This window comes from Actinomadura opuntiae (genome assembly GCF_030283205.1).
GTDB lineage: Bacteria > Actinomycetota > Actinomycetes > Streptosporangiales > Streptosporangiaceae > Spirillospora.
In genome coordinates, this window is record NZ_JASNWF010000024.1 from 1 (window position 1) to 19,956 (window position 19,956).

General features: G+C 70.9%; 13 protein-coding genes. 6 read left to right on the forward strand and 7 right to left on the reverse strand.

From position 1 onward, the window contains the following. The first annotated feature begins 126 nt into the window (after positions 1-126). The 5 genes from QP089_RS39340 (at position 127) to QP089_RS39360 (ending at position 9,022) form a co-directional block, all read left to right on the forward strand. Entirely contained in the window at positions 127-1,320 is a 1,194-nt protein-coding gene (locus QP089_RS39340; protein WP_285919076.1) for an MFS transporter, read from the forward strand. Positions 1,321-1,444: 124 nt separating this feature from the next. Then, on the forward strand, positions 1,445-4,915 hold the full coding sequence (locus QP089_RS39345; RefSeq protein WP_285919078.1) for an AAA family ATPase: 3,471 nt from the start codon (positions 1,445-1,447) through the stop codon (positions 4,913-4,915). A 2,048-nt stretch (positions 4,916-6,963) separates the two neighbouring features. Next, positions 6,964-7,776: a MinD/ParA family ATP-binding protein gene (locus QP089_RS39350; RefSeq protein ID WP_285919080.1), complete on the forward strand. Its 813-nt coding sequence runs from the start codon at positions 6,964-6,966 to the stop codon at positions 7,774-7,776. Next, positions 7,773-8,075 (forward strand): hypothetical protein, encoded by a 303-nt coding sequence (locus QP089_RS39355; protein ID WP_285919082.1) that lies wholly within the window; start codon positions 7,773-7,775, stop codon positions 8,073-8,075. Before QP089_RS39350 ends, QP089_RS39355 begins: the two co-directional genes overlap by 4 nt. Continuing rightward, on the forward strand, positions 8,072-9,022 hold the full coding sequence (locus QP089_RS39360) for a DUF6177 family protein (RefSeq protein WP_285919083.1): 951 nt from the start codon (positions 8,072-8,074) through the stop codon (positions 9,020-9,022). Before QP089_RS39355 ends, QP089_RS39360 begins: the two co-directional genes overlap by 4 nt. Before the next feature lie 5 nt (positions 9,023-9,027). Here the strand turns inward: QP089_RS39360 and QP089_RS39365 are convergent, their stop codons facing one another. The 6 genes from QP089_RS39365 to eccD all read right to left on the reverse strand — a co-directional run bounded on the left by QP089_RS39365 (position 9,028) and on the right by eccD (position 14,387). After that, positions 9,028-9,384: a hypothetical protein gene (locus tag QP089_RS39365; protein WP_285919084.1), complete on the reverse strand. Its 357-nt coding sequence runs from the start codon at positions 9,382-9,384 to the stop codon at positions 9,028-9,030. Positions 9,385-9,621: 237 nt separating this feature from the next. Next, entirely contained in the window at positions 9,622-10,086 is a 465-nt protein-coding gene (locus QP089_RS39370) for a hypothetical protein (protein WP_285919086.1), read from the reverse strand. Positions 10,087-10,802: 716 nt separating this feature from the next. Next, positions 10,803-11,099 carry a WXG100 family type VII secretion target gene (locus tag QP089_RS39375; RefSeq protein WP_285914666.1) on the reverse strand — a complete coding sequence of 99 codons (297 nt, stop codon included), beginning with the start codon at positions 11,097-11,099 and terminating at the stop codon, positions 10,803-10,805. 38 nt (positions 11,100-11,137) lie between these two features. Further along, positions 11,138-11,452 carry a WXG100 family type VII secretion target gene (locus QP089_RS39380; RefSeq protein ID WP_285919087.1) on the reverse strand — a complete coding sequence of 105 codons (315 nt, stop codon included), beginning with the start codon at positions 11,450-11,452 and terminating at the stop codon, positions 11,138-11,140. 182 nt (positions 11,453-11,634) lie between these two features. Further along, positions 11,635-12,996 (reverse strand): type VII secretion protein EccB, encoded by a 1,362-nt coding sequence (eccB, locus tag QP089_RS39385; protein ID WP_285919089.1) that lies wholly within the window; start codon positions 12,994-12,996, stop codon positions 11,635-11,637. Next, a complete protein-coding gene (eccD, locus tag QP089_RS39390; RefSeq protein ID WP_285919091.1) occupies positions 12,996-14,387 on the reverse strand; it encodes a type VII secretion integral membrane protein EccD in 1,392 nt (463 codons plus the stop codon). Before eccD ends, eccB begins: the two co-directional genes overlap by 1 nt. Positions 14,388-14,545: 158 nt before the next feature. Here eccD and eccCa point away from each other — a divergent pair, with 158 nt between their 5' ends. Beyond that, the gene (gene eccCa / locus QP089_RS39395) at positions 14,546-18,532 is read left to right on the forward strand and encodes a type VII secretion protein EccCa (protein WP_285919093.1); all 3,987 of its coding nucleotides are present in this window, start codon (positions 14,546-14,548) and stop codon (positions 18,530-18,532) included. Between the two features lie 29 nt (positions 18,533-18,561). Here eccCa and QP089_RS39400 read toward each other — a convergent pair whose 3' ends face one another. Next, the gene (locus QP089_RS39400; protein ID WP_285919095.1) at positions 18,562-19,950 is read right to left on the reverse strand and encodes a S8 family serine peptidase; all 1,389 of its coding nucleotides are present in this window, start codon (positions 19,948-19,950) and stop codon (positions 18,562-18,564) included. Positions 19,951-19,956 lie beyond the last annotated feature (6 nt).

A 19,956-nucleotide genomic window follows, 5' to 3' on the forward strand; every position in this document is an offset into this window, starting at 1 on the left:
GGGGCTCTGGGCGGCCAAGTCTCCTCAGCCATCGGACGGCGACTACATGGCAGCCATACCCAGAGCCCCCGGGCCCACCGATCTTACGAACGACCAGTTCAGACCCAAGGAAAAAGGTAGGACCGCATGGCCGTCACCGCGCCGCCGGAGAGCCCGCCCGCCGACGGGGTCCCCGCCCGCACCCTCGTCCTCGCCGCCGGCACCTTCGCCGTCGGCACCGACGCGTTCGTCGTCGCGGGCGTGCTGCCCGACATCGCCCGCGACCTGCACGTCGGCGTCGCCGCCGCGGGACAGCTCGTCACCGTCTTCTCGATCGCCTACGCCGTCCTGTCCCCCGTCACCGCCGCCCTCACCGGAGCCTGGCCGCGCCGCCGCGTCCTGCTCACCGCGCTCGCCGTCCTCGTCGCCGGGAACGCCGCCACCGCCCTCGCGCCCGGCTACGGATGGGTGCTGGCCAGCCGCGTCCTCGCCGCCGGCGGCGCCGCGATGTTCACCCCGATCGCCGGCGCCACCGCCGCCGCGCTCGCCGGTCCCGCGTACCGCGCCCGCGCGCTCTCCTACGTCACCGTCGGGCTGGTCACCTCCACGGCCCTCGGCGTCCCGATCGGGACGCTGCTCGGCACCGTGATGTCCTGGCGCGGGACGATGTGGTTCGTGGCCGCGCTCGCCGCCGTCGCCGCCATCGGGGTCGCCGCGCTGCTCCCGGACGTCCCCGCGCCGCCCGCCGTCGGCCTGCGGGCCCGCCTCGCCCCGCTCGCCGACCGCCGCGTCAACGCCCTCCTCGTCACCACCGCGATCCTGTTCACCGGCATCTACCTGCTGCAGAACTACGTCAGCGTGATCTTCGAGCAGGCCACCGGAGGCGGCGGACGGTCCCTGGCACTGCTGCTGTTCGTGTCCGGATGCGCGGGCACCGCCGGCAACCTCATCACCGGCGCGTGGGCCGACCGGTTCGGGCCGCGCCGCGTCATCGCGGGCGTCGCCATCGTGCTGGCCGCCGACCTCGCCCTGCTGCCCGTCGCCGGGACGACCCTGGCGGGCGCCGCGGTCACCGTCGCCGTCTACGGGTTCACGGCGTGGGGCGTCATGGTGCCGATGCAGCACCGGCTCATCGCGGTCGCCCCGGACGCGTCCGCCCTCGTCGTCTCCCTCAACGCCTCCGCCATCTACCTCGCCGTTTCCATCGCGGGCGGCGCCGGCGCGCTCTGGCTGCGGGCCGCGGACGCCCCGTCCCTCGCCTGGGTCGCCGCCGCCGTCATCGTCGCGGGCCTCGCCGCGTCCGAGCTGGCGCACCGGCTCTCCGCCGCGTCCCGCACCTGACGGCCCCTTGTGTCGGGCCGGGCGAGGCGAGGCGGGCCTTCGCCTTCTTCCCGGCCCGCCACGCGAACCTGCCCGACGCTCTAGGCTGTTCGATCGGGTTTCGTGTGCTTGTAGGGGGAACGCGGTGCGGCTGCCGGAACATCTGGAACTTCTCGTCTCCGACGAGCCCGTGCTCGACGTGTACGCGTACGGACCCTGGCGCGTCCCGGACGGCCTCTACGACGAGATCCGCGCCCGCATCGACGCCCTCGCCACCGACCCCCGCTGCAAGGACCACACCACCGACGACCACTCCCTGCTCACCGCGCCCGCCCCGCTGGTCGTCGCGGAACTGCTGCTCACCCTCGACTTCCTGCTCGGCGCCGGCGCCGTCAACGCCGGCACCCACTCCCGGCTCCAGTACCAGTTCTTCAACCGCTACCACAACGAACCCCGCGACCCCCTGCGCGACGCCGGCGGCTGGGGCGTCAGCCGCGGCTCGTTCCAGCCCCTCGAATGGCTGGAGGACTGCGGCGACCAGGAGCTCGCCCTCACGCTCGCCCGCGAGTCCCTCGACGTCTTCGCCGGGCTGGAGCCGATCGAGCAGCGCCGCCAGGCCCTCGCCAAGCTGTACGACGACCCGCCGCCCGCGCTGCGGATCCAGACGCCCCTCCCCGAACAGCGCGCCCTGTGGCTCGCCCACGCGAGCGACGACATCGTCGCCGCCCTGCCCGAACTCGCCGGGCCCATCGGCTACCTCGAATGGGTCTGCTCCGGGCTGCTGCCCGTCCACGAGCACCTGCGCGAGGTCGCCCCGCACGACGAGACCGCCGACGACCTGCTCGTCCACCTCCTGCTCCAGGGCGGGCTGAAGCAGGTCCCCGCCGAACTGTCCGTCGTCCTGACCGAAGACCGGTACGGCGAACTCCTCGAACGCTTCGCCCGCGACCGCGACGTCTTCGAACCCAACCCCTGGTACCTCAACGAATGGGGATGGCTCGGACGCGCCCTCGGCGCCGGCGCCATCGACGCCTGCCGCGGCTGGCTCGACATGGCGATGCGCTTCACCGGCTGCGTCCAGGGCCTGCCCAACGAGCCGCGCATCCCCGACCCCGAATGGATCCCCGTCGGCGAGTTCGGCGCCGACGTCCGCCGGCTGTTCGCCCCGCGCCGCCGCATGGTCAACCCGCTCGCCGCCGGCGTCGGCAGCGCCCCGTCCCGGCCCCGCCGCGCCCGCCGCGCCGAGGCCGGCTCCGGCCTCGTCGGCCAGCCCGACGTCGTCGCCGCGCTCCAGGAGATCGCCGAGAACGGCGGGCCCGTCCGGCTGATGCTCGTCGGCCCCGACGGCACCGGCAAGCGCGACGCCGCCCAGGAGATCGCCCGGCTGCTGCAGGAGCACCAGATCGTCGAACCGCCGCTGTGGCTCGCCGACGACTACTTCGCCGGCAAGGAGGTCTCCTCCGCCACCGCGCAGCTCTACAGCGAGGTCCGCGACGCCGCCGGGAACCGCCTCGTCGTCATCGACGGCCTGGACGACATGGCCCGCGACGGCCGCAGCGGCGAAGCCGTCCTCGAAGACCTGCACCGCGCCCTCGACGTCCACGACGACCTGCACATCGTCGTCCTCTGCGAACCCGGCGGCGACGAGCGGATCCGCGAACTCAACCCCGGGCTCGCGCTGCGGATCCAGGTCGTCCGGACCCGTCCCTTCGACGCCGACGGGTACGCCGAGCTGTTCAACCGGGCCCTCCAGCAGCGCGGCGCCCGCGCCCACAAGCGCGCCCTGACCGCCGCCGGGCAGCTGCTCGTCCGGACGCCGCCCATCCGGAACCTGCGCAACGCCCGGCTCGCCCAGCGCCTCGCCGACATCGTCGTCGAGAACGTCCGCGCCAGCACCCCGCCCGGCGAGGAGCTCGTCGTCAAGCGCGCCGACGTCCCCGCCGCCTTCAACACCGCCGGCACCCCGTCCGACCCGATGGCCGAACTCGCCGCCCTCACCGGCCTGCGCACCGTCAAGGCGGAGATCGAGCTGCTGGTCGCGGGCGCCAAGGCCGCCAAGCTGCGCCGCGAGGCCGGGCTGCCCTCGCCCGCCGCACCGGCCCGGCACATGGTCTTCACCGGCGACCCCGGCACCGGCAAGACCGTCGTCGCCCGCCTGCTCGCCCGCATCTTCAAGGACCTCGGCGTCCTGTCGTCCGGCCACCTCGTCGAGGCGTCGCGCTCCACCCTCGTCGGACGCTACGTCGGCGAGACCGCGGTGAAGACCCGCGGCGTTGCGCAGGGCGCCGTCGGCGGCGTGCTGTTCATCGACGAGGCCTACGCGCTCACCGAGACCACCATGTCCGACGACTACGGGCAGGAGGCCATCGCCGAGCTGCTCAAGGTGATGGAGGACCACCGCGACGACCTCGTCGTGATCGTCGCCGGCTACGAGCGCGAGATGCAGCGCTTCATCGCCTCCGACCCCGGTCTCGCCTCCCGCTTCCCCACCACCGTCCGGTTCCCCGACTTCACCGACGCCGAGCTCATCGAGATCTTCACCGGCCAGGCGTCCGCGGCCGGGCTGTCGCCCGCCCCGGCCGCCCTCGACAAGATCGCCGAACTGCTGCGCCGCGCCCCGCGCGGCCGCTCGTTCGGCAACGCCCGCGTCATGCGCAACCTGTGCGAACGCGCCACCGCCCTGCAGGCCCGCCGCGTCACCGCCCTGCGCCGCGCCACCCCCGACGACCTCGCCGCGCTGCTGCCCGACGACATCCCCGACGGCCTCAGCGGCGCCGGACGCGTCCTGCCCGCCACCGACCCCCTCGCCGAACTCGACGCCCTCATCGGCCTGCGGTCCGTCAAGGAGGAGGTGCACCGCCTCGCCGCCGAGGCCCGCGGCGCCGAGCTGCGCCGCGCCGCCGGCAAGCAGGTCGGCGTCCCGACCCGGCACATGATCTTCTCCGGCAACCCGGGCACCGCCAAGACCACCGTCGCCCGGCTCGTCGCGTCCGTCTACGGCCACCTCGGGCTGCTGTCGTCCGGCCACCTCGTCGAGGTGTCCCGCGCCGACCTCATCGGGCCCTACCTCGGCCAGACCGCGCCCCGCGTCCGCGCCGCCGTCGAGCAGGCCCTCGGCGGCGTGCTGTTCGTCGACGAGGCCTACTCCCTCGCCGGCGACGCCTACGGTCAGGAGGCCGTCGCCACCCTCGTCCAGCTCATGGAGGAATACCGCGGCGACCTCGTCGTCATCGCCGCCGGCTACGAACGCGAAATGGACGCCTTCCTCGCCGCGAACTCCGGCCTGGCCTCCCGGTTCCCCAAGCGCATCACCTTCCCCGACTACACCGACGACGAACTCGTCGCCATCTTCGGACACCTCGCCGCCGCCGAGGGCCTCACCCTCGCCCCGGACGTCGCCGCGCGGCTCCGCGCCGTCCTCCGCGACACCCCGCGCGGCCCGTCCTTCGGCAACGGCCGCCTCATGCGCAACCTGCTGGACGCCGCCGTCGCCGCCCAGTCCGAGCGCCTCACCGCGTCCGGCGCGCCGTCCGAAACCGAGATCATCACCCTGCGCGCCGGCGACCTCCGCACCCCTGCCCCCGCGCCGAGCCAGGCCACGGGCCTGTACCTGTGACCCGTCGACACCTCCTCTGACGCCGCAACACACAATTGGTCGGAATCTCCCGCCTGTGCCTGTCTAGACTCGTCTCGCCCAATCAATGCGGAGCTGGAAGGGGCTCGGTGTCCGATCGAGACTGGCAGCACGCGGTGCTGCGCGACCTCGGCGCACTGAAAACCGGCCTGGTCCCCCCGGACCCGCGCCCGGCCCCGCCCCCACCCGACCCGTCCCCGGCACTCGCAGACCGATCTCGGACACCCCCGGCGCCCGCCGCCTCCGCCTCGGCGCGCGCACCCCTCACCGCCGGCGCCTCCCCTCAAGGCCCCGGACCAGCCCGCCACCCCACACCGCCCGCCGGCACCCGCACGCCAACAGCCCCTTTCGCCCGAGCCACGATCCCCACATCGCAGGGCGGCGCCCCCGCACCTGAAACACCGCCGCACGCAACCACACGTCCCGAACCAGCCTCGGCCATGCCCGACGAACCAGCCGAGCCCACCCCTGAGGCGACCGCCCAGAAACCAACACCCCCGCCAACCGCCACCCCACCACCCCAAGCCGACCAGACGGACCGGGCACCCGTGCCTTCCCCGACCGCCCCCGAAACGACGTCCAGCACCGACGCCCCACCAACGTCCAACACAACGGACCTCCCCACCGAACCGGAGCCGCGCGCACTCCATACGACCGCAGAGAAGACCACACCCACCCCACCCGCCAACAGCCTTCCCACCCCAGCCGCCTCCCCCGGCCGAACAACCACCCCCGCCGCGCCCCTCAGCGCCGAGGAACCGACCGCACCAAGCACACCACCAGAGCCCGCACCGCCGACCGCAAGCACACCTACAGAAGCCACACCGCCAACAACAACCGGAGAACCGAGCACTCCCACCCCATCCGAAGTCACTGAGGCCGCAGCAACACCTCCCACCCCAGGATGGGCAATCCCCCCGCCACCCGACCTGCCACCCTCCACCCCGACCGCGCAGTCACTCCCTCACAAAACACCACCTCCCTCCCAACCCGAACCACCCCCGAACACCGAGCCCCCCACCCACCCCGAAGGCGCAGCCTCACCGACCGCACCGACGGGCACTGAACTCCGCAGGCCCTCAGGGACGAGTGAAACAGCGACCGCCCCTACGGCCCGCACGAACACCGAACCCGCGCCACCTGCAACGCCAGGGTGGACGCTCCCCCCGCTCCCCCAATCGTCGCTGCCCAGGCCGTCCGAGCCGGCCTCAGGCCCACCCACTCACGGGCCCACACCTCCCTCCCGACCCGAACCCCCGAGCAGAACACCAAACGCCGCGCCTTCTACAAATTCCGAAATCACGACCGCCGAACCGCCCACACCCCCCACGACTGCCGTAGAAGCGACCGCTCCGAGCGCACCCGCCAACACCGAACCCCCAGTAGCCCCCACTACTCCCGGATGGACGATTCCGCCACTCCACGAGACACCACCACCCAGACCCCCCGGCACGCCCAGCGCGGGCACCGCCGGTACGAGGGCCGCCGATACCGCCGGTACGCCGGTTGCTGAGCCGTCTGCAGGGCCGTCGGCACCCCATGCGCCGACTCCTCCACGGCCTTGGCGGCCCGCTCCCGGCGCGCAGGCGGGGAACACCGAGCCCGCCGCGAACCTGCCGGCATGGGCGACCGCCTCCGACACCGCCGCGGAAATGCAACCCCCGAGACCTCCCGCAGCACCGGGATGGGCAATCGCCTCCGGTGCCACCGCGGAAACGGAACCCCACGCACCTCCCACAACACCAGGTAGGGCGATCACCTCCGGCGGCCCCGCGGAGACGGCACCCTCGACACCTCCCGCGACGCCAGGATGGACGATCGCTCCCGCATCCCGGCCCGCAGCGAGCAGTGCCCCCGCCCCGCCGTCCGGGACGTCTGCGCACAACACCTCGCCATCGAGCCGACCGTCCGCGAACGCCGGGCGCTCCGCCCCACCGCCGGGAAGCGTCCCGGCTCCTCAGGACCTCGTCCGGCGCAACCCGCACGGCGATCCGATGGCCCGCCGCCTCGGACGCGGCGTTCGCCGTGCGATGGGGGCGTCGGCCGCCGGCCGGGTCCGCGAATTGGAGCAGCTCGCGGCGCAGATCGGCGTCCCCGTGCCGTCCGGCCGCCGGATCGCGGTGACGAGCATCCGCGGTGGCGCCGGCAAGTCGACGATCACCGCGCTCATCGCGGGGATCCTCCGGCAGTACCGCCCGGACCGCGTCCTCGCGATCGACGCCGACCCCGGGCTCGGCTCCCTCGCCCTGCGCCTCGGCGTCAACGCCCCCAGCTCGCTCCGCGACCTCGCCGCCGCCCGTCCGCACAGCTGGGAGGAGACCGCCGCCCACCTCGGCCGCACTCCCGAAGGCCTCTTCGTCCTGCCCGCCGCCCCGAAGGGCGCCGTCGCGGACGATCTCGACCACACCACCTTCCAGCACGGTACGGGACGCCTCGGACGCTATTTCTCCACCACCGTCATCGACTGCGGCGGAGGCCTCGTCTCCGAGCTGCAACGCGGGATCCTGCACGGCGCCCACGCCCAGGTCTTCGTCACCCCCGGCACCCCCGACGGCGCCCTCAGCGCCCGCGCCGCCCTCAACTGGATGGCGCTGAACGGCTACGGCCCGCTCCTCCAGCGCACGGTCATCGCCCTGGTCTCGCACACCCCGAACCCGGACGCCGACCTCGACCGCGCCGCTCACCTGCTCAGCAGCGGCACGCTCCCCGTCACCCTCCTCCCCTTCGACCGCCACCTGGCGGCCGGCATCGCCATCGCCCCCGAACGCGTCAGCATGCCCACCCACGCCGCCGCGACCAGAATCGCGGCGGACGTCTTCACCCGTTCCTTGAGCGCACCATGAGCCGCGAACTGATAGTCCTCACCGCCCGGAAACCGGAACTCGACCTCCGAGCCTTGGCACTCCCTCCCCTCCACACAGCGGGGAACTACGTCTTCGACTCCGAAGACCGTCTCCTCCTGCGCATCCAGGAACCGACTCTGATATCCGTCCCCGGCGAAACGGAACGCCTCCTGGGAATCGAGTCGACCACCCCCGTCTGGTGGACGGAAATCCACGCCGCCACCGACTCGCCCGAGGCCAACGACCTGGCCCACCGCTGCGCCGAAACGCTCAACGGCACGATATGGACGGCCCAATGACGCAAACCACCGGCGGCGCCGACATCCTCACCGCCCAGGCCATGGTCGTACTGAATGACCGCCCTATCGTCCCCCTAACTCCGGCCCTCTCCCGGGCCCTCTCCGAGTGCGAACAGACGAACCGCACTCTCCAGCTCGTCACGCCCGCTACCAGCCGGCTGACCATCCCCCTCCGCGTGTCGCGAACCCATTGGCTCGTCCACGACGACGACGGCTACTACGAAGGACTCACCGGCCGTCCCATGCAATGGAACGGCACCGCCTTCGTCCCTGTCCCGGATGCCCGCGACTACGCCCCCACGTACAGAACACCCCCAACCGCTCCCATCGGCAGCCAGCTCGTCCTCACCTTCCAGGCTCGCCACAACCCAACGGCTCCACTGGGCGCACACACGGAAAAACTCATGCGCCTCCTGACCGGCGAACCCCCGAAAGGCTGGGGCCCGACCGAGCCCGTGCAGAACCTCTGGAACCCTGAACACCTCACGACGTACGCAAAGAACAGCACGTCGTCCCGCCTCATCACCATCGGCGCGAGCACTCGCCCGGCAATGGCCACCTCGGACTTCTCACCCCTCGTCCCCCCGGCCTCCGGCACAGCCGAGATGACGACCCTCACCATCGGCTACACCGAGGACGAAGACCCTCCGATCAGCCAACTCCCGTCCTTCATCGACCTCCTCTCGGCGGACCACCCGATAACCGCTCTCCTCGCCCAACTGATCCCCGGCCGCCCCGACCTGACCACCGAACCACGCTGGACGGGCGCCTCGGCCCCCATCGGCCTGGCCTCCGCCGGCGCCTACACCGGCCCGCCAGGCTTCTCCCGCAAACGCCTAGGCCCCCCAGACGCCCCCCTCACCTGGTTCCACCTGGGCGACGGCTACTCCCCCGAATACTGGCAACGCCACCAAGACCTCCTAACCCACCTCCGCCGCACTCCTTGAGCCCTTCATGTCCGCCGCCGGATCTCATTGATGAGTTTCTGCATCGTCGCCTTCTGATCCGGAGGTCCGGTCAACTGCACCACTACACCCGTCCCATCGTGGACATGTATCATGGCTACGCGGGCGACCCGTTGCCCGCCGTCGTCTTCACCGTTGACATCGGCGTACATCGTGGACGAGTCCGTGCGGTGCCAAACCGCCGGATCCACGACGAGTGTCTTCTCCAGCCGTTTCTCGTCGCAGCTTCCGGAGCACCGCTTCACCGCCACCATGCCGCCGGCGCCGGATCCGGTATCTCCGAACTCTCCGCCGTCGTCCATGCAGATCCATCGGCTGTCGAAGGGCTCCTTGTCGCTGCGCATGCACCCCACGTACCCGGCGCGTCGAACTCGAAGGGGAACCCTTGCAACTTCATGTGGTACGTCTTCTCACCCTCACCTTAGGTCGGGCCTGCTACCAGCCCGGGTTTCCCATTTGGTGCTGGCCGTGAGGATCGGGAGTCGGCGAAGCCGGAGACGGCGTAGGGAATGGCGGCGGTGCAAACGGTGGCGGGCTCTTGCTCAGAACCCGGTTCAATTACTTGGCGCTCCGCCATTCCTTCAGCCGCTCGAGAACACCTCCCAAACGACGAGTCCCATGATCAGGCGCCAGACGCTCACCGCGACCGCAATCACCACTCGCCTGCGTACGGTCGCCGGTGGAAGCGACTGCAGGAGGGGCGCCGGCCGAGTCCGCAGTTCGTCCCCCCAATGCGGGACAAAGCTAGGCCCGGCGCCTCCGCCCGACGTAAGGGCCGCCTCTTCCAGCACCCGCACACCCGTCTCGACGTCCGGAAGCGCAGCCCGTGCCAGCAGGCCCCGTGGCTCCGCCGCGATCGCTTCCGCGGCCAGGCTTTCGAACCGGCTCCATACCTCCGGATCCGACGCGGCCGCAGCACTCATTACCGCAACGAACACCTGCTCACCGGAACGCGCCTCCGCCGTGAAGACCAGCCCGGCGTCCCGCTCAGCCACCCGCGCGACCAGCCGAAACGGCCCGAGTATCCGCGGGTCCGAAGTTTCCAAGGGCCCTTCTACAGCCACTCCGTCCCCAGATACAAACGGAGCACGCCGGCGTCAGACCGCCGCCCCGACCGTCCCCGCGCCAGACGGCGCTGCTCCGAACTTCTCGCCTCCTTCACCTGCCGTCGGCAGGTCGAAGCTCATGGATTCCCGCGGCCGTGGCGAAGGTGCCGGTCGCCTCCGTCAGACCGCCGAGCCCTTCAGGTGGGCTTGGTTGTGGAGCCCGTGATCGTGGCGCAGTCGCAGTGCCCCGGGTCGGCGTGTGCCCAGCGTCCTTGTTCGGGTGCCGGGTGGTACGCCTGCCGGCCGACTGTCCTTCGGCTTGCTCGGTGCTGGGGGTCCTGCCATGGACCCACGTGTGGGGGCTTGGTGTGCGTGGCCGTATCTGTGGCCCGGTGCGCGGCCTCCGCCTTCGGTCCTCTCCTGCGCGAAGGTCCCCTGGCCGCCCCCGTCGATCCCCGCTTTCAGGGTCGTCAGAGCGTTCTGCAGCTGGATAGGCATCTCTAGTCACCGCGGTGACCTGCAAAGCTGCGGGCGGGGTACCTCGACGTCGCTGGCTTCCGGTGCAGTCGCCGCCAAGCTTCGTTTCCGGTCAGGTCAACCGGCGGTGACCGGAGCGAGGTCGTTGCGACCGCATGGAGAGGAAGTGACCGGGGCCGCGATGCCGTGAGGTGGGAGCGAGCGGGGGGCTTGGGAGGCAGGCGGCGTTGGCGGAGGGGTCAGCTGCTCCACATGGCGGTGTTCTGGCGTTCGGCGCCGAGGTGGATGTCGTGGGATTCGCCGATGACCTTGCTCATGCTGGAGACGGCGGTGGCCATGCGCTGGGCGGCCAGTTTCCATTCGCGGGATTTCTGTTCGTAGGCGTGGCGGGCGTCGCCGTCCCATTCGGCCAGGTGGGCGCGGACCTGGCTGTCGAGGGTGTCCAGGGTGGCCTGGTAGCTCTTGAGGGCGCTGGTGAAGTTGGCCTGGGCGTTTTGCATGCCGCCGAAGTTGACGTAGGTGTAGTCGGTGCTCATCGCCTGTCCTCCAGGTGTGGGGGTGTGGGGAGTGGTGGTCAGCCGTTGACCAGGCCTTTGAGGGTGTTGACGCGGGCGGTCTTGTTCTGTTCGGCGGTCTGGTACTTGGCGCGGGTGTCCACGAGCTTTTCGTGGATGAGGTTCAGGTCTTTGAGGGCCTTGGCGAACTCGGTCTCGAAGAGGTTGTAGACCTGGGTGAAGGCGGCGGAGGACTCGCCCTTCCAGGCGCTTTGGAGTTCGGCGTGGTGGGTGTTGAGCTGGTTCTTGATCTGGCCGATCTGGCCGTGGGCGTCCTGGACGTTGCCGGCGGCCTGCTGCATGTGCTGCCGGTTGACCGATGACTGGTTGGTCATTGCGGTTCTCCTTCACGTCGGCGGTGGGGGTAGACGACACGCCCCGTGACTGCGAGCAAGATGAAGCGTAGAGACCGGTGATTCCCGCTGTCCATCAGGTATGTCACCTGTGGATAACTATGGGCGATGGGACATCTGGGACTGAACAGGCCAAGCGGTCAAGTCACCGTTCGGTTCCACCGTTATCTGGCCGGAACCGGCCGCTGAGCGGCGGAGGCCGTAAGGGTCGGTCCCTCTTTGAACAGTTGCAATAGATTCGCCGGAATTGGGGTGGCGTCCTTTGTGCTGTAGCCGAGTTTCGCGATGTCGTCGGCCGTGGGTATCGGGTAGCGGAGACCCTGGTCGGTGAGCAGGGAGAACGTCTGGAGCGGCTGGCCGGGGCCGGAGAGGGTGCCCGCGAACGTCCCGCCGCCGGGGAGGACGACCTGGTCGAGGCCGCCCGTGGTCTGGCCGGACGGGGTGGGCAGGCTGCCGCCGATGGTGAAGCGGGCGTCCGTCGAGAGGGCGGACGCCTTCCGGTAGACGGTGCACAGGGGTTGCTGGGGCTCGTACGGAACGACGTGGGGCGGCGAATCCGGCAGGGAGCGGTTGTAGAGGTTCGTCCGCGACGGCTTGGCCGCGGCCTCCGCCGGTGTGATTTCGCGGGGCGGCCCCGCTGCCAGGGAGTCGAGCAGGAGACGGGCCTGCGTCGCGGAGATACTGGCGAGGCCGTCGGGGAGCTGGACGTACCACCGTTCCGGGGTGCCGGCGATGGCGGCCACGCGGAAGACCTGGCCTGCGGGAGCCGGGGTGTTGCCGGGGCCGGGGAAGTCGTGTCCCTGCTCGGGGATGGAGGGGGCCGCGTAGTCGGGCCCCTGGGGCAGTCCGTTCAGCCAGCGTTCGTCCACTGCGACGGGCTGCTCCGCACTGAGGCCGCGGGCGGCCTTAGGAGTGATGCGCATCCGGCTGTTGTGCCAGATGAGCCAGTCCTGTGAGCCGCCCCGCACGACAACGCCCTCAGCGTCGGTGAGCGGACGGCCCCCTATGTCGCGTCCGCCTACAAGGGAGACTGTGGAGCCGCCAAGGAGGGAAGTGGTCCGAGCGCATAGCGACCATGAGGCGTGGTCAGGCTTGCCCGGTGCGGGGAGCGATTCGGGAGCTCCCTGGATGCCCGTGACAGGGTCACGGGGGTACTTCGCCAGGGATTTGGACGAGACCAGCTTGCGCTGGATCTCGGCTGTCGGCATGGCCAGGCGGGCGGAGGCGTAGTTGAGGAACGGGACGAGTTTGCGGTCCCGCCGGCTGTAGACGTAGGTGGCGCCGGTCTCCTTCTCGATGATGAGGACGCCGGGACGTTCCAGGTTGCGGGCGCCGCCCTTGAAGATGAGGCCGGTGATGCCGAAGCCGGCGGCGACCAGGACGGCCACCATGACGCCGCAGAGCGTCCCGACGCCGGTGCGGCGCAGCGGGGACTCTGCGGCGCTCGGACGGCCCTGGAGGAGCGCGAGGGACACGCGCTGGGTCATCAGGCGGTGCGCCTGGTAGAGGTCCTTGCGGGTCTGCATCAGCCGGCCAGCCCGCGCAGCCAGGAGTACAGGTTCAGCAGCCCCATCGAGAGCGGCAGGAAGCTGACGATGAGCACGATGTCAACGATGTCGCCGGCGCGGCCCCAGAACGGCGAGGGCTTGCGTGCGGGGAGCCTGAGGGCCATTGCGGTCATGGCGGTGACGGCCAGCACGGCGGGGAGGACCACCGTCAGCAGCGTCATGGCGGGTGTGGCCGTGGCGGCCTGATGCAACGCGAGGATGGCGAGACCGGCGAGGCCGGAGAGAAGCATCCAGAGGCGTTGCGAGCGGCCGTGGAAGACACGCGCGCGCAGGAGGAGCACCAGAGACAGGCAGAGGCTCATCGTCACGGGCAGCCATCCGTGCGTGGTCAGCAGGGAGAGCTGTGCGCCGAGGCCCGCCAGCCCTACGGCGGCCACCAGGCCCGTGGCGAAACGGTCGGCTTCGCGTGTGCGGCGTAGGAGCGTCGGGCCGTCGAAGGTCTGGGCGCTACGCAGTTCCTCGGCGGTCTCCGGGACGGGAGGTAGCGGGAGGCGTGCGAGGCGGAACGCCAGGGACGGGATAAGGGCGGTCACTGCGAGGCACAGGGACGCGTCGAATGCGGCCATTCCGGACGGCGACAGCCCGAAGCCCTGGACGAGCGCGGCGGAGACCAGGCCGAGCAGGGCGACGAACGCGATGCCGAGGAAGGTCGGCAGGCCGTCGTGGATGGCGAAGGCGGAGACGACGGCCGCAAGGGTGACCGCTGCGAAGGCGGCCGCGAGATGGGGCGTTCCCAGGTCCAGCAGGGGAACGGGCCTAGCCGGGGCCAGGAGGCCGCCCAGGAACGCGTAAGGCAGCGCGCTATAGCCCAGGACGGCTCCGGCACCGGAATCGCCGAGCGCGCGCGACAGCGCGATCCCCGCGAGCACGAGGACGACCGCCACGCCCGCGGAGGCGGCCGTCAGCAGCCCCCAGGGCGGCCCCGCCAGGGCCATGCCCACCGCGCCCAGGCCGAGGGCGGCCGCGCCGGCGAGGAGGCCGAAGCGCCGGGTGGTCTCGGGACGCCAGCGGTCGGCGTGCTCGTTGACGCCGGTCGCGACGACGTCGGCCACGTCGTCGAAGGCGACCTCGGGGAACTGGTCCAGCTCGGGCCGGAAGTAGAGGATCTCCCCGTCGCGGACGCCGAGGGCGGACAGCGACCGGGACTCGTCGAGCGGCGCCTCGTCCAGCCGTTGCAGCACCCAACCGGAGTGCGCGAGCCCGGCGTCCGCCAAATTGTGGCCCGCGACCTGCAACAACGTCGGGAGCATGTGGGAAAGGGGAATGTCTCCGGGCAGCGAGAGGTCCAGCCTGCGGTGCGGGGCGACGACGACCACGCGGCACAGGTCGGCGCCCGTCGAGGTATTCACGCGACCTCCGATCGTAGCGATGACCGCACATTCACTATCAGCCGGGACCGTTTCCCGCCACCCGAGGAATGGCTTTCGATCAGCGCGCGGACCGTCCCGGGATCACTAGGATGACCCAAAATTGACTCCGGGTCATGGCGATGCGAAGGGACACGGCCGTGGGAATCGTTGTGGTGCGGCGGCCGGAAAGACGGCCGCCGCCGCGGCTGCCGGAGGGCGAGCTCATGCTGGAGCCGCCGCCGGAGATCCCGGAGACCATCAGCCAGGGGTTCGCGAACGCGCTGATGTACCTGCCCATGGCGGCCAGCGGCGCCGCCATGGGGCTGATGTTCATGGGCGGTGCGGGGGGCGCCGGAGGCGGCAACCCCATCATGTGGGTGGCGTCCGGTTTGTTCGTCCTGTCGATGGTCGGCATGGGCTTCGGGCATATGGGACAGGGCGCGGGCGAGCGCAAGCAGCGGCTGAACGGAGCGCGCCGCGACTACTACCGCTACCTGGACCAGATGCGCGCGCGCGTGCGGAAGGCGGCCGCACAGCAACGTGAAGCGCTGGAGTGGAGCGGCCCTAGCCCCCGCACACTGTGGTCGCTGGCGCTGAGCCGCCGGTTGTGGGAGCGGCGTCCCTCGGACGGCGACTTCGGCCAGGTGCGGATCGGGCGGGGACGGCAGAGGCTCGCACTGGACCTCGTCGCCCCGGAGACGAAGCCGATCGAGGATCTGGAACCGATGTGCGCCGGCGCGCTGCGGCGGTTCATGCGCGCCCACGCGACGGTGCCCGATCTGCCGGTGGCGGTCTCGTTGTCGGCGTTCGCCCGGATAGCGGCGACCGGGGACCCGATGGCGGTGCGGGCCATGGCGCGCGCCCTGATAGCCCAGCTCGCCACCTTCCATACGCCGGACGATGTGCGCCTCACCATCTGCGCGTCCCCCGACCGCATGAGGCAGTGGCAGTGGGCCAAGTGGCTGCCGCATTGCCTTCACCCAACGGAGCACGACGCCGCAGGGCCGGTGCGCCTCACGGGGCACTCGCTAGCGGAGTTGGAGCCTTTGCTCGAGGACGACCTGAAGGACCGCCCCCGCTTCTCTCCAGGCATCGACACACAAGACCTTCCGTTCCACGTAGTGGTCGTGGACGACGGCATCGTCCCGGCCGACTCGCAGATAGGTGCGGACGGCATCAAGGGGGTGTGCGTCATCGACCTGAGCGGCTCGGTGACGCCGACATCGGACGCGACCATGCTGCGCCTGCACGTCACCGATGACGGCATGCGGATGCTGGAGCGCGACCACACCGGCAAGGACGTGTCCAGTCCGCTGGGCAAGGCCGACTGGTTCACGCCCGTGCAAGCGGAGGGGCTCGCGCTGCGTCTGGCGCCGTTGCGGGCGGGCGCCGCGGACGATCCGGAGCAGAACGCCCTGGCCGGCAATCTCACGCTGACGTCGTTGCTCGGACTGCGCGGGCCCTACGACATCGACCTGCGCTCCACCTGGCAGCCGAGGGCGCAGCGCAACCGGCTCCGCGTTCCGATAGGCGTGGACTCCGACGGCCGTACGGTGGAGATCGACATCAAGGAGTCCGCACAGGGCGGCATGGGTCCGCACGGGCTGCTGATCGGTGCGACGGGTTCGGGCAAGTCCGAGCTGTTGCGGACGCTCGTCCTGGCCCTGGCGGTCACCCACTCCTCGGAGACGCTCAACTTCGTCTTGGTCGACTTCAAGGGCGGCGCGACGTTTTTGGGGCTGGAGCGCCTGCAGCACGTGTCGGCCGTCATCACGAACCTGGAAGAGGAGTTGCCGCTCGTCGACCGCATGTACGACGCGCTGCAAGGGGAGATGATCCGGCGGCAGGAGCTGCTGAGGTCGGCGGGGAACTACGCCTCGGTACGCGACTACGAGCGCGCGCGTGAGCAGGGCGCCCAGCTGGCTCCGTTGCCGACGCTGTTCGTGGTGCTGGACGAGTTCTCCGAGCTGCTGGCCGCCAAGCCAGAGTTTGCGGAGCTGTTCGTGATGATCGGCCGTCTGGGGCGTTCGCTGGGCGTGCACCTGCTCCTCGCCTCGCAGCGGCTGGAGGAGGGCAAGCTGCGCGGGCTCGATTCCCACCTGTCGTACCGGATCGGGCTCCGCACCTTCTCCGCGATGGAGTCGCGCGTGGTGCTGGGTGTTCCGGACGCGTACGAGCTGCCGTCCCAGCCCGGCAACGGCTACCTCAAGGTCGATGTCAGCGACATGATCCGGTTCAAGGCGGCGTACGTGTCGGGGCCGGTCGAGGAGGAGGTGCAGGCACAGGCCGCCGTGACCGGAAGCGGGGCGCCTCGGCAGATCCTTCCGTACAGCACGGCCTATGTTCCGCCGCAGGCTCAGCCGTCCGCACCCGAGGAGTCGGCGAGCGGTCAGGAATCGGGAGAGACCCTCTTCAAGGCGGTCATCGACCAGTTGGAGGGGCGCGGTCCTGCGGCGCACCGCATCTGGCTGCCGCCACTGGACGTCCCTCCGACGATCGATCAGTTGCTTCCTCCATTGGCGCCTACGCGCGCGCAGGGACTCACCGCCGCGGGGTGGGAGGGCCGTGGCCGCCTCGCCGCGGTCGTGGGAATCATCGACAAGCCCTTCGACCAGCAACGCGTCCCCTTCTGGGTCGATCTGTCGGCGGCGGCCGGCCATGTCGGCATCGCGGGCGCGCCGCAGACGGGCAAGTCGACGATCCTGCGCTCGCTCATCACGTCGCTCTCGCTGCTGCACACACCGGGGGAGGTGCAGTTCTACTGCCTGGACTTCGGCGGCGGTACGCTCGGCGGCCTTTCGGGGCTGCCGCATGTGGGCGGTGTGAGCAACCGGCTGAACGCCGACCGCGTCCGCAGGACGGTCGCCGAGGTCTCCACGCTCCTTGAACGGCGAGAGCGCGAGTTCGCCGAACGCGGCATCGACACCATCGCGACGTACCGGCGGCTACGCGCGGCCGGTCAGATACCGGGAGACGGGTTCGGAGACGTGTTCCTGGTCGTGGACGGGTGGATGACGCTAAGGCAGGAGTACGAGCACCTCGAAGAGGTCATCACCGACATGGCCGCGCGTGGGCTGGGCTTCGGCGTGCACGTGGTGGCGACGGCGGGCAAGTGGTCGGAGTTCCGGATGGGGATCCGCGACGTGTTCGGCACGCGCCTGGAACTGCGGCTCGGCGACTCCTACGAATCGGAGATCGACCGCCGGCTCGCGGAGAACGTCCCCGAGGGGCGCCCGGGCCGCGGCCTCACCCGCGACCGCCTGCACTTCCTGGCCGCGCTGCCGCGGCTGGACGGGCGGGGCACCGCCGACGACCTCGGGGACGGGGTGGCCAAGATGGTCGAGGCGGTCGCCGGAGCCTGGCAGGGGCCGCAGGCGCCGCCGGTGCGGCTGCTGCCCGACCTGCTGCCGCCGTCGGCCCTGCGGGAGGCTCTGGGGGGCGCTGAGACGCCGAAATGGCGGGTTCCCATCGGGATCGACGAGGACGCTCTGGCGCCCGTCCTGCTGGACTTCGCCGCCGACCCGCATTTCGTGGTCGTCGGCGACACCGAGTGCGGCAAGTCGAACCTGCTGCGGCTGATCACGGAGGGCGTCGTCGCGGGGCACGGCCCGGACGAGGCGAAGCTGATCTTCATCGACTACCGACGCGCGCTGCTCGACACGGCCGACACCGTGCACCGCGTCGGCTACGCCGCGTCGGCGTCCGCCGCCGCAGATCTGGTGACCGATCTGGTGGACGCCCTCAACGACCGTCTACCGCCGGCGGACCTCAGCCCGGAGCAGTTGCGTAAGCGGTCCTGGTGGAAGGGCTCCGACGTGTTCGTCGTCGTGGACGACTACGACCTCGTCGCCACGGCCAACAACCCGCTTTTGCCGCTGCTGGACCTTCTTCCCCAGGCCCGGGACATCGGTTTGCACCTCGTCCTGTCACGGACCATGGGCGGGATGGGGCGCGCCCTGTACGACCCGGTCATCCAGCAGTTGAAGGACCTGGCCGCACCGGCGCTCATCATGTCCGGCAGTAAGGAGGAGGGGGCGCTCTTCGGGGAGGTACGTCCGACGCCACTGCCGGTGGGGCGCGGCACCCTCACCGACAGGCGGAACGGGGTGCGCCTTGTGCAGACGGCCGCGCTGGAAGGCGCCTGACGGGACGTGCAAGGGCTGAGTGGCACCGCTCAATGGTGAGCGCCGATGGTGCCGCCCTCGGTGCCGGTGACGATCGGCTCCTCAGCCTCTTCCTCTCCCCCTAGGACGACCTTGCCGGGACGCCAGCCACGACGCCTTCCCATAGGGACGACGATTCCGGACAAGGCCGCCATGGCAGCGAGCCCCACTGCGCCTGCTGCAACGCCGATGGCCACGTCCATGGTGCGGTCGTCGGGATGCGATGGCGCGGCCAGCTTCGCCGGGTGCAGCGACGGCTGTGCGGCAGCCGCTCCATTGGTGTCCTCGTCCGGCACTATCGCGGTGACGGCCTGCATCGGGTTCACCATGCCGCGCCCTGTGCCATCACCGACGTTCCCGTCCGCGGTCGTCAGGATGCGCCGAACAACCTGGTCCTGACGCAACCTTGGATGGCCGGCCCGTACCAGTGCGGCGACTCCCGACACATAGGCGGCGGCGAAACTGGTCCCCTCTGCCTGCGGGTTGTAGCCGCCGCCCGGCCACGGGATCGTCAGGTCCTTGCCGGGCGCACCGACGTCCACTCGGGACTGCAGGCCGGACGACTCGATGCGGTGGCCGTCCTCACCCAGTGACGCCACGGAGATGACACCCGGATAGCTCGCCGGGTACGCGGGGCCGTCGTCCCCGTCGTCCTTGGTCGCGTTGCCCGCGGCAGCGACGATGACCGCATCATAGGCCTGCGCGTAGCGGACGGCCTGTTGCAGCGCGTCGGACGGGGCGGCCGCTATAGAGACGTTGATGACTCGTGCGCCGACGTCGGCCGCCTTACGGATCGCGCCGGGGAGCCGCTCGCCGCCGTGCTCGTCGCGGTCGGCGTTCTGCTGCTTGACGACGACGAGCCGGGCTGCGGGCGCGACGCCGGTGAGCGGGATCCCCGCAGGATTCATGTCGCGACCGGCGATCAGCGCGGCGACGCCTGTCCCGTGCCCGGCACAGTCCCGTCTGCCCGTTCCCGTGAGGTCGGTGTAGTCGGCGACACGACCGTCCAGCATCGGATGGCCGACGTCCACCCCGCTGTCTATGACGGCCACCTTTACGCCCTGTCCTTGGGTGAGGCCCCACACGCGCTGGAAGGCGAGCCGCTTCTGCGCCCACGGTTCCGCAATCGTCCCGCGGTAACCGCGTGGCAGGTCGCACGTGACCGGCGCAGGCGGGGCCGGCCGCGGCGCGGAACTGGACGGCTTGGGGGACGGCTTAGCTGAAGGCTTGGCAGACGGCCTCTGCGTGGGCTTCGCCGAGGGCTTCCCTGATGCGGAGGGCTTCGGCGTAGGTGCCGTGATGCGATGCGATGACGCCGGTACGGTGACCGCTGACGCCGGTACGGCCGGAACAGAGGTCGCTAAGAACACACCGGCCGCAACGACTCCGATCGCACGCATCGCCTT

Bases quoted from the DNA above. Each gene is read 5' to 3' on its own strand.
- QP089_RS39340 (WP_285919076.1), top strand. From the start codon at position 127: ATGGCCGTCACCGCGCCGCCGGAGAGCCCGCCCGCCGACGGGGTCCCC.
- QP089_RS39350 (WP_285919080.1), top strand. From the start codon at position 6,964: ATGGGGGCGTCGGCCGCCGGCCGGGTCCGCGAATTGGAGCAGCTCGCG.
- QP089_RS39355 (WP_285919082.1), top strand. From the start codon at position 7,773: ATGAGCCGCGAACTGATAGTCCTCACCGCCCGGAAACCGGAACTCGAC.
- QP089_RS39360 (WP_285919083.1), top strand. From the start codon at position 8,072: ATGACGCAAACCACCGGCGGCGCCGACATCCTCACCGCCCAGGCCATG.
- QP089_RS39365 (WP_285919084.1), bottom strand. From the start codon at position 9,384: ATGCGCAGCGACAAGGAGCCCTTCGACAGCCGATGGATCTGCATGGAC.
- QP089_RS39375 (WP_285914666.1), bottom strand. From the start codon at position 11,099: ATGAGCACCGACTACACCTACGTCAACTTCGGCGGCATGCAAAACGCC.
- QP089_RS39380 (WP_285919087.1), bottom strand. From the start codon at position 11,452: ATGACCAACCAGTCATCGGTCAACCGGCAGCACATGCAGCAGGCCGCC.
- eccB (WP_285919089.1), bottom strand. From the start codon at position 12,996: ATGCAGACCCGCAAGGACCTCTACCAGGCGCACCGCCTGATGACCCAG.
- QP089_RS39400 (WP_285919095.1), bottom strand. From the start codon at position 19,950: ATGCGTGCGATCGGAGTCGTTGCGGCCGGTGTGTTCTTAGCGACCTCT.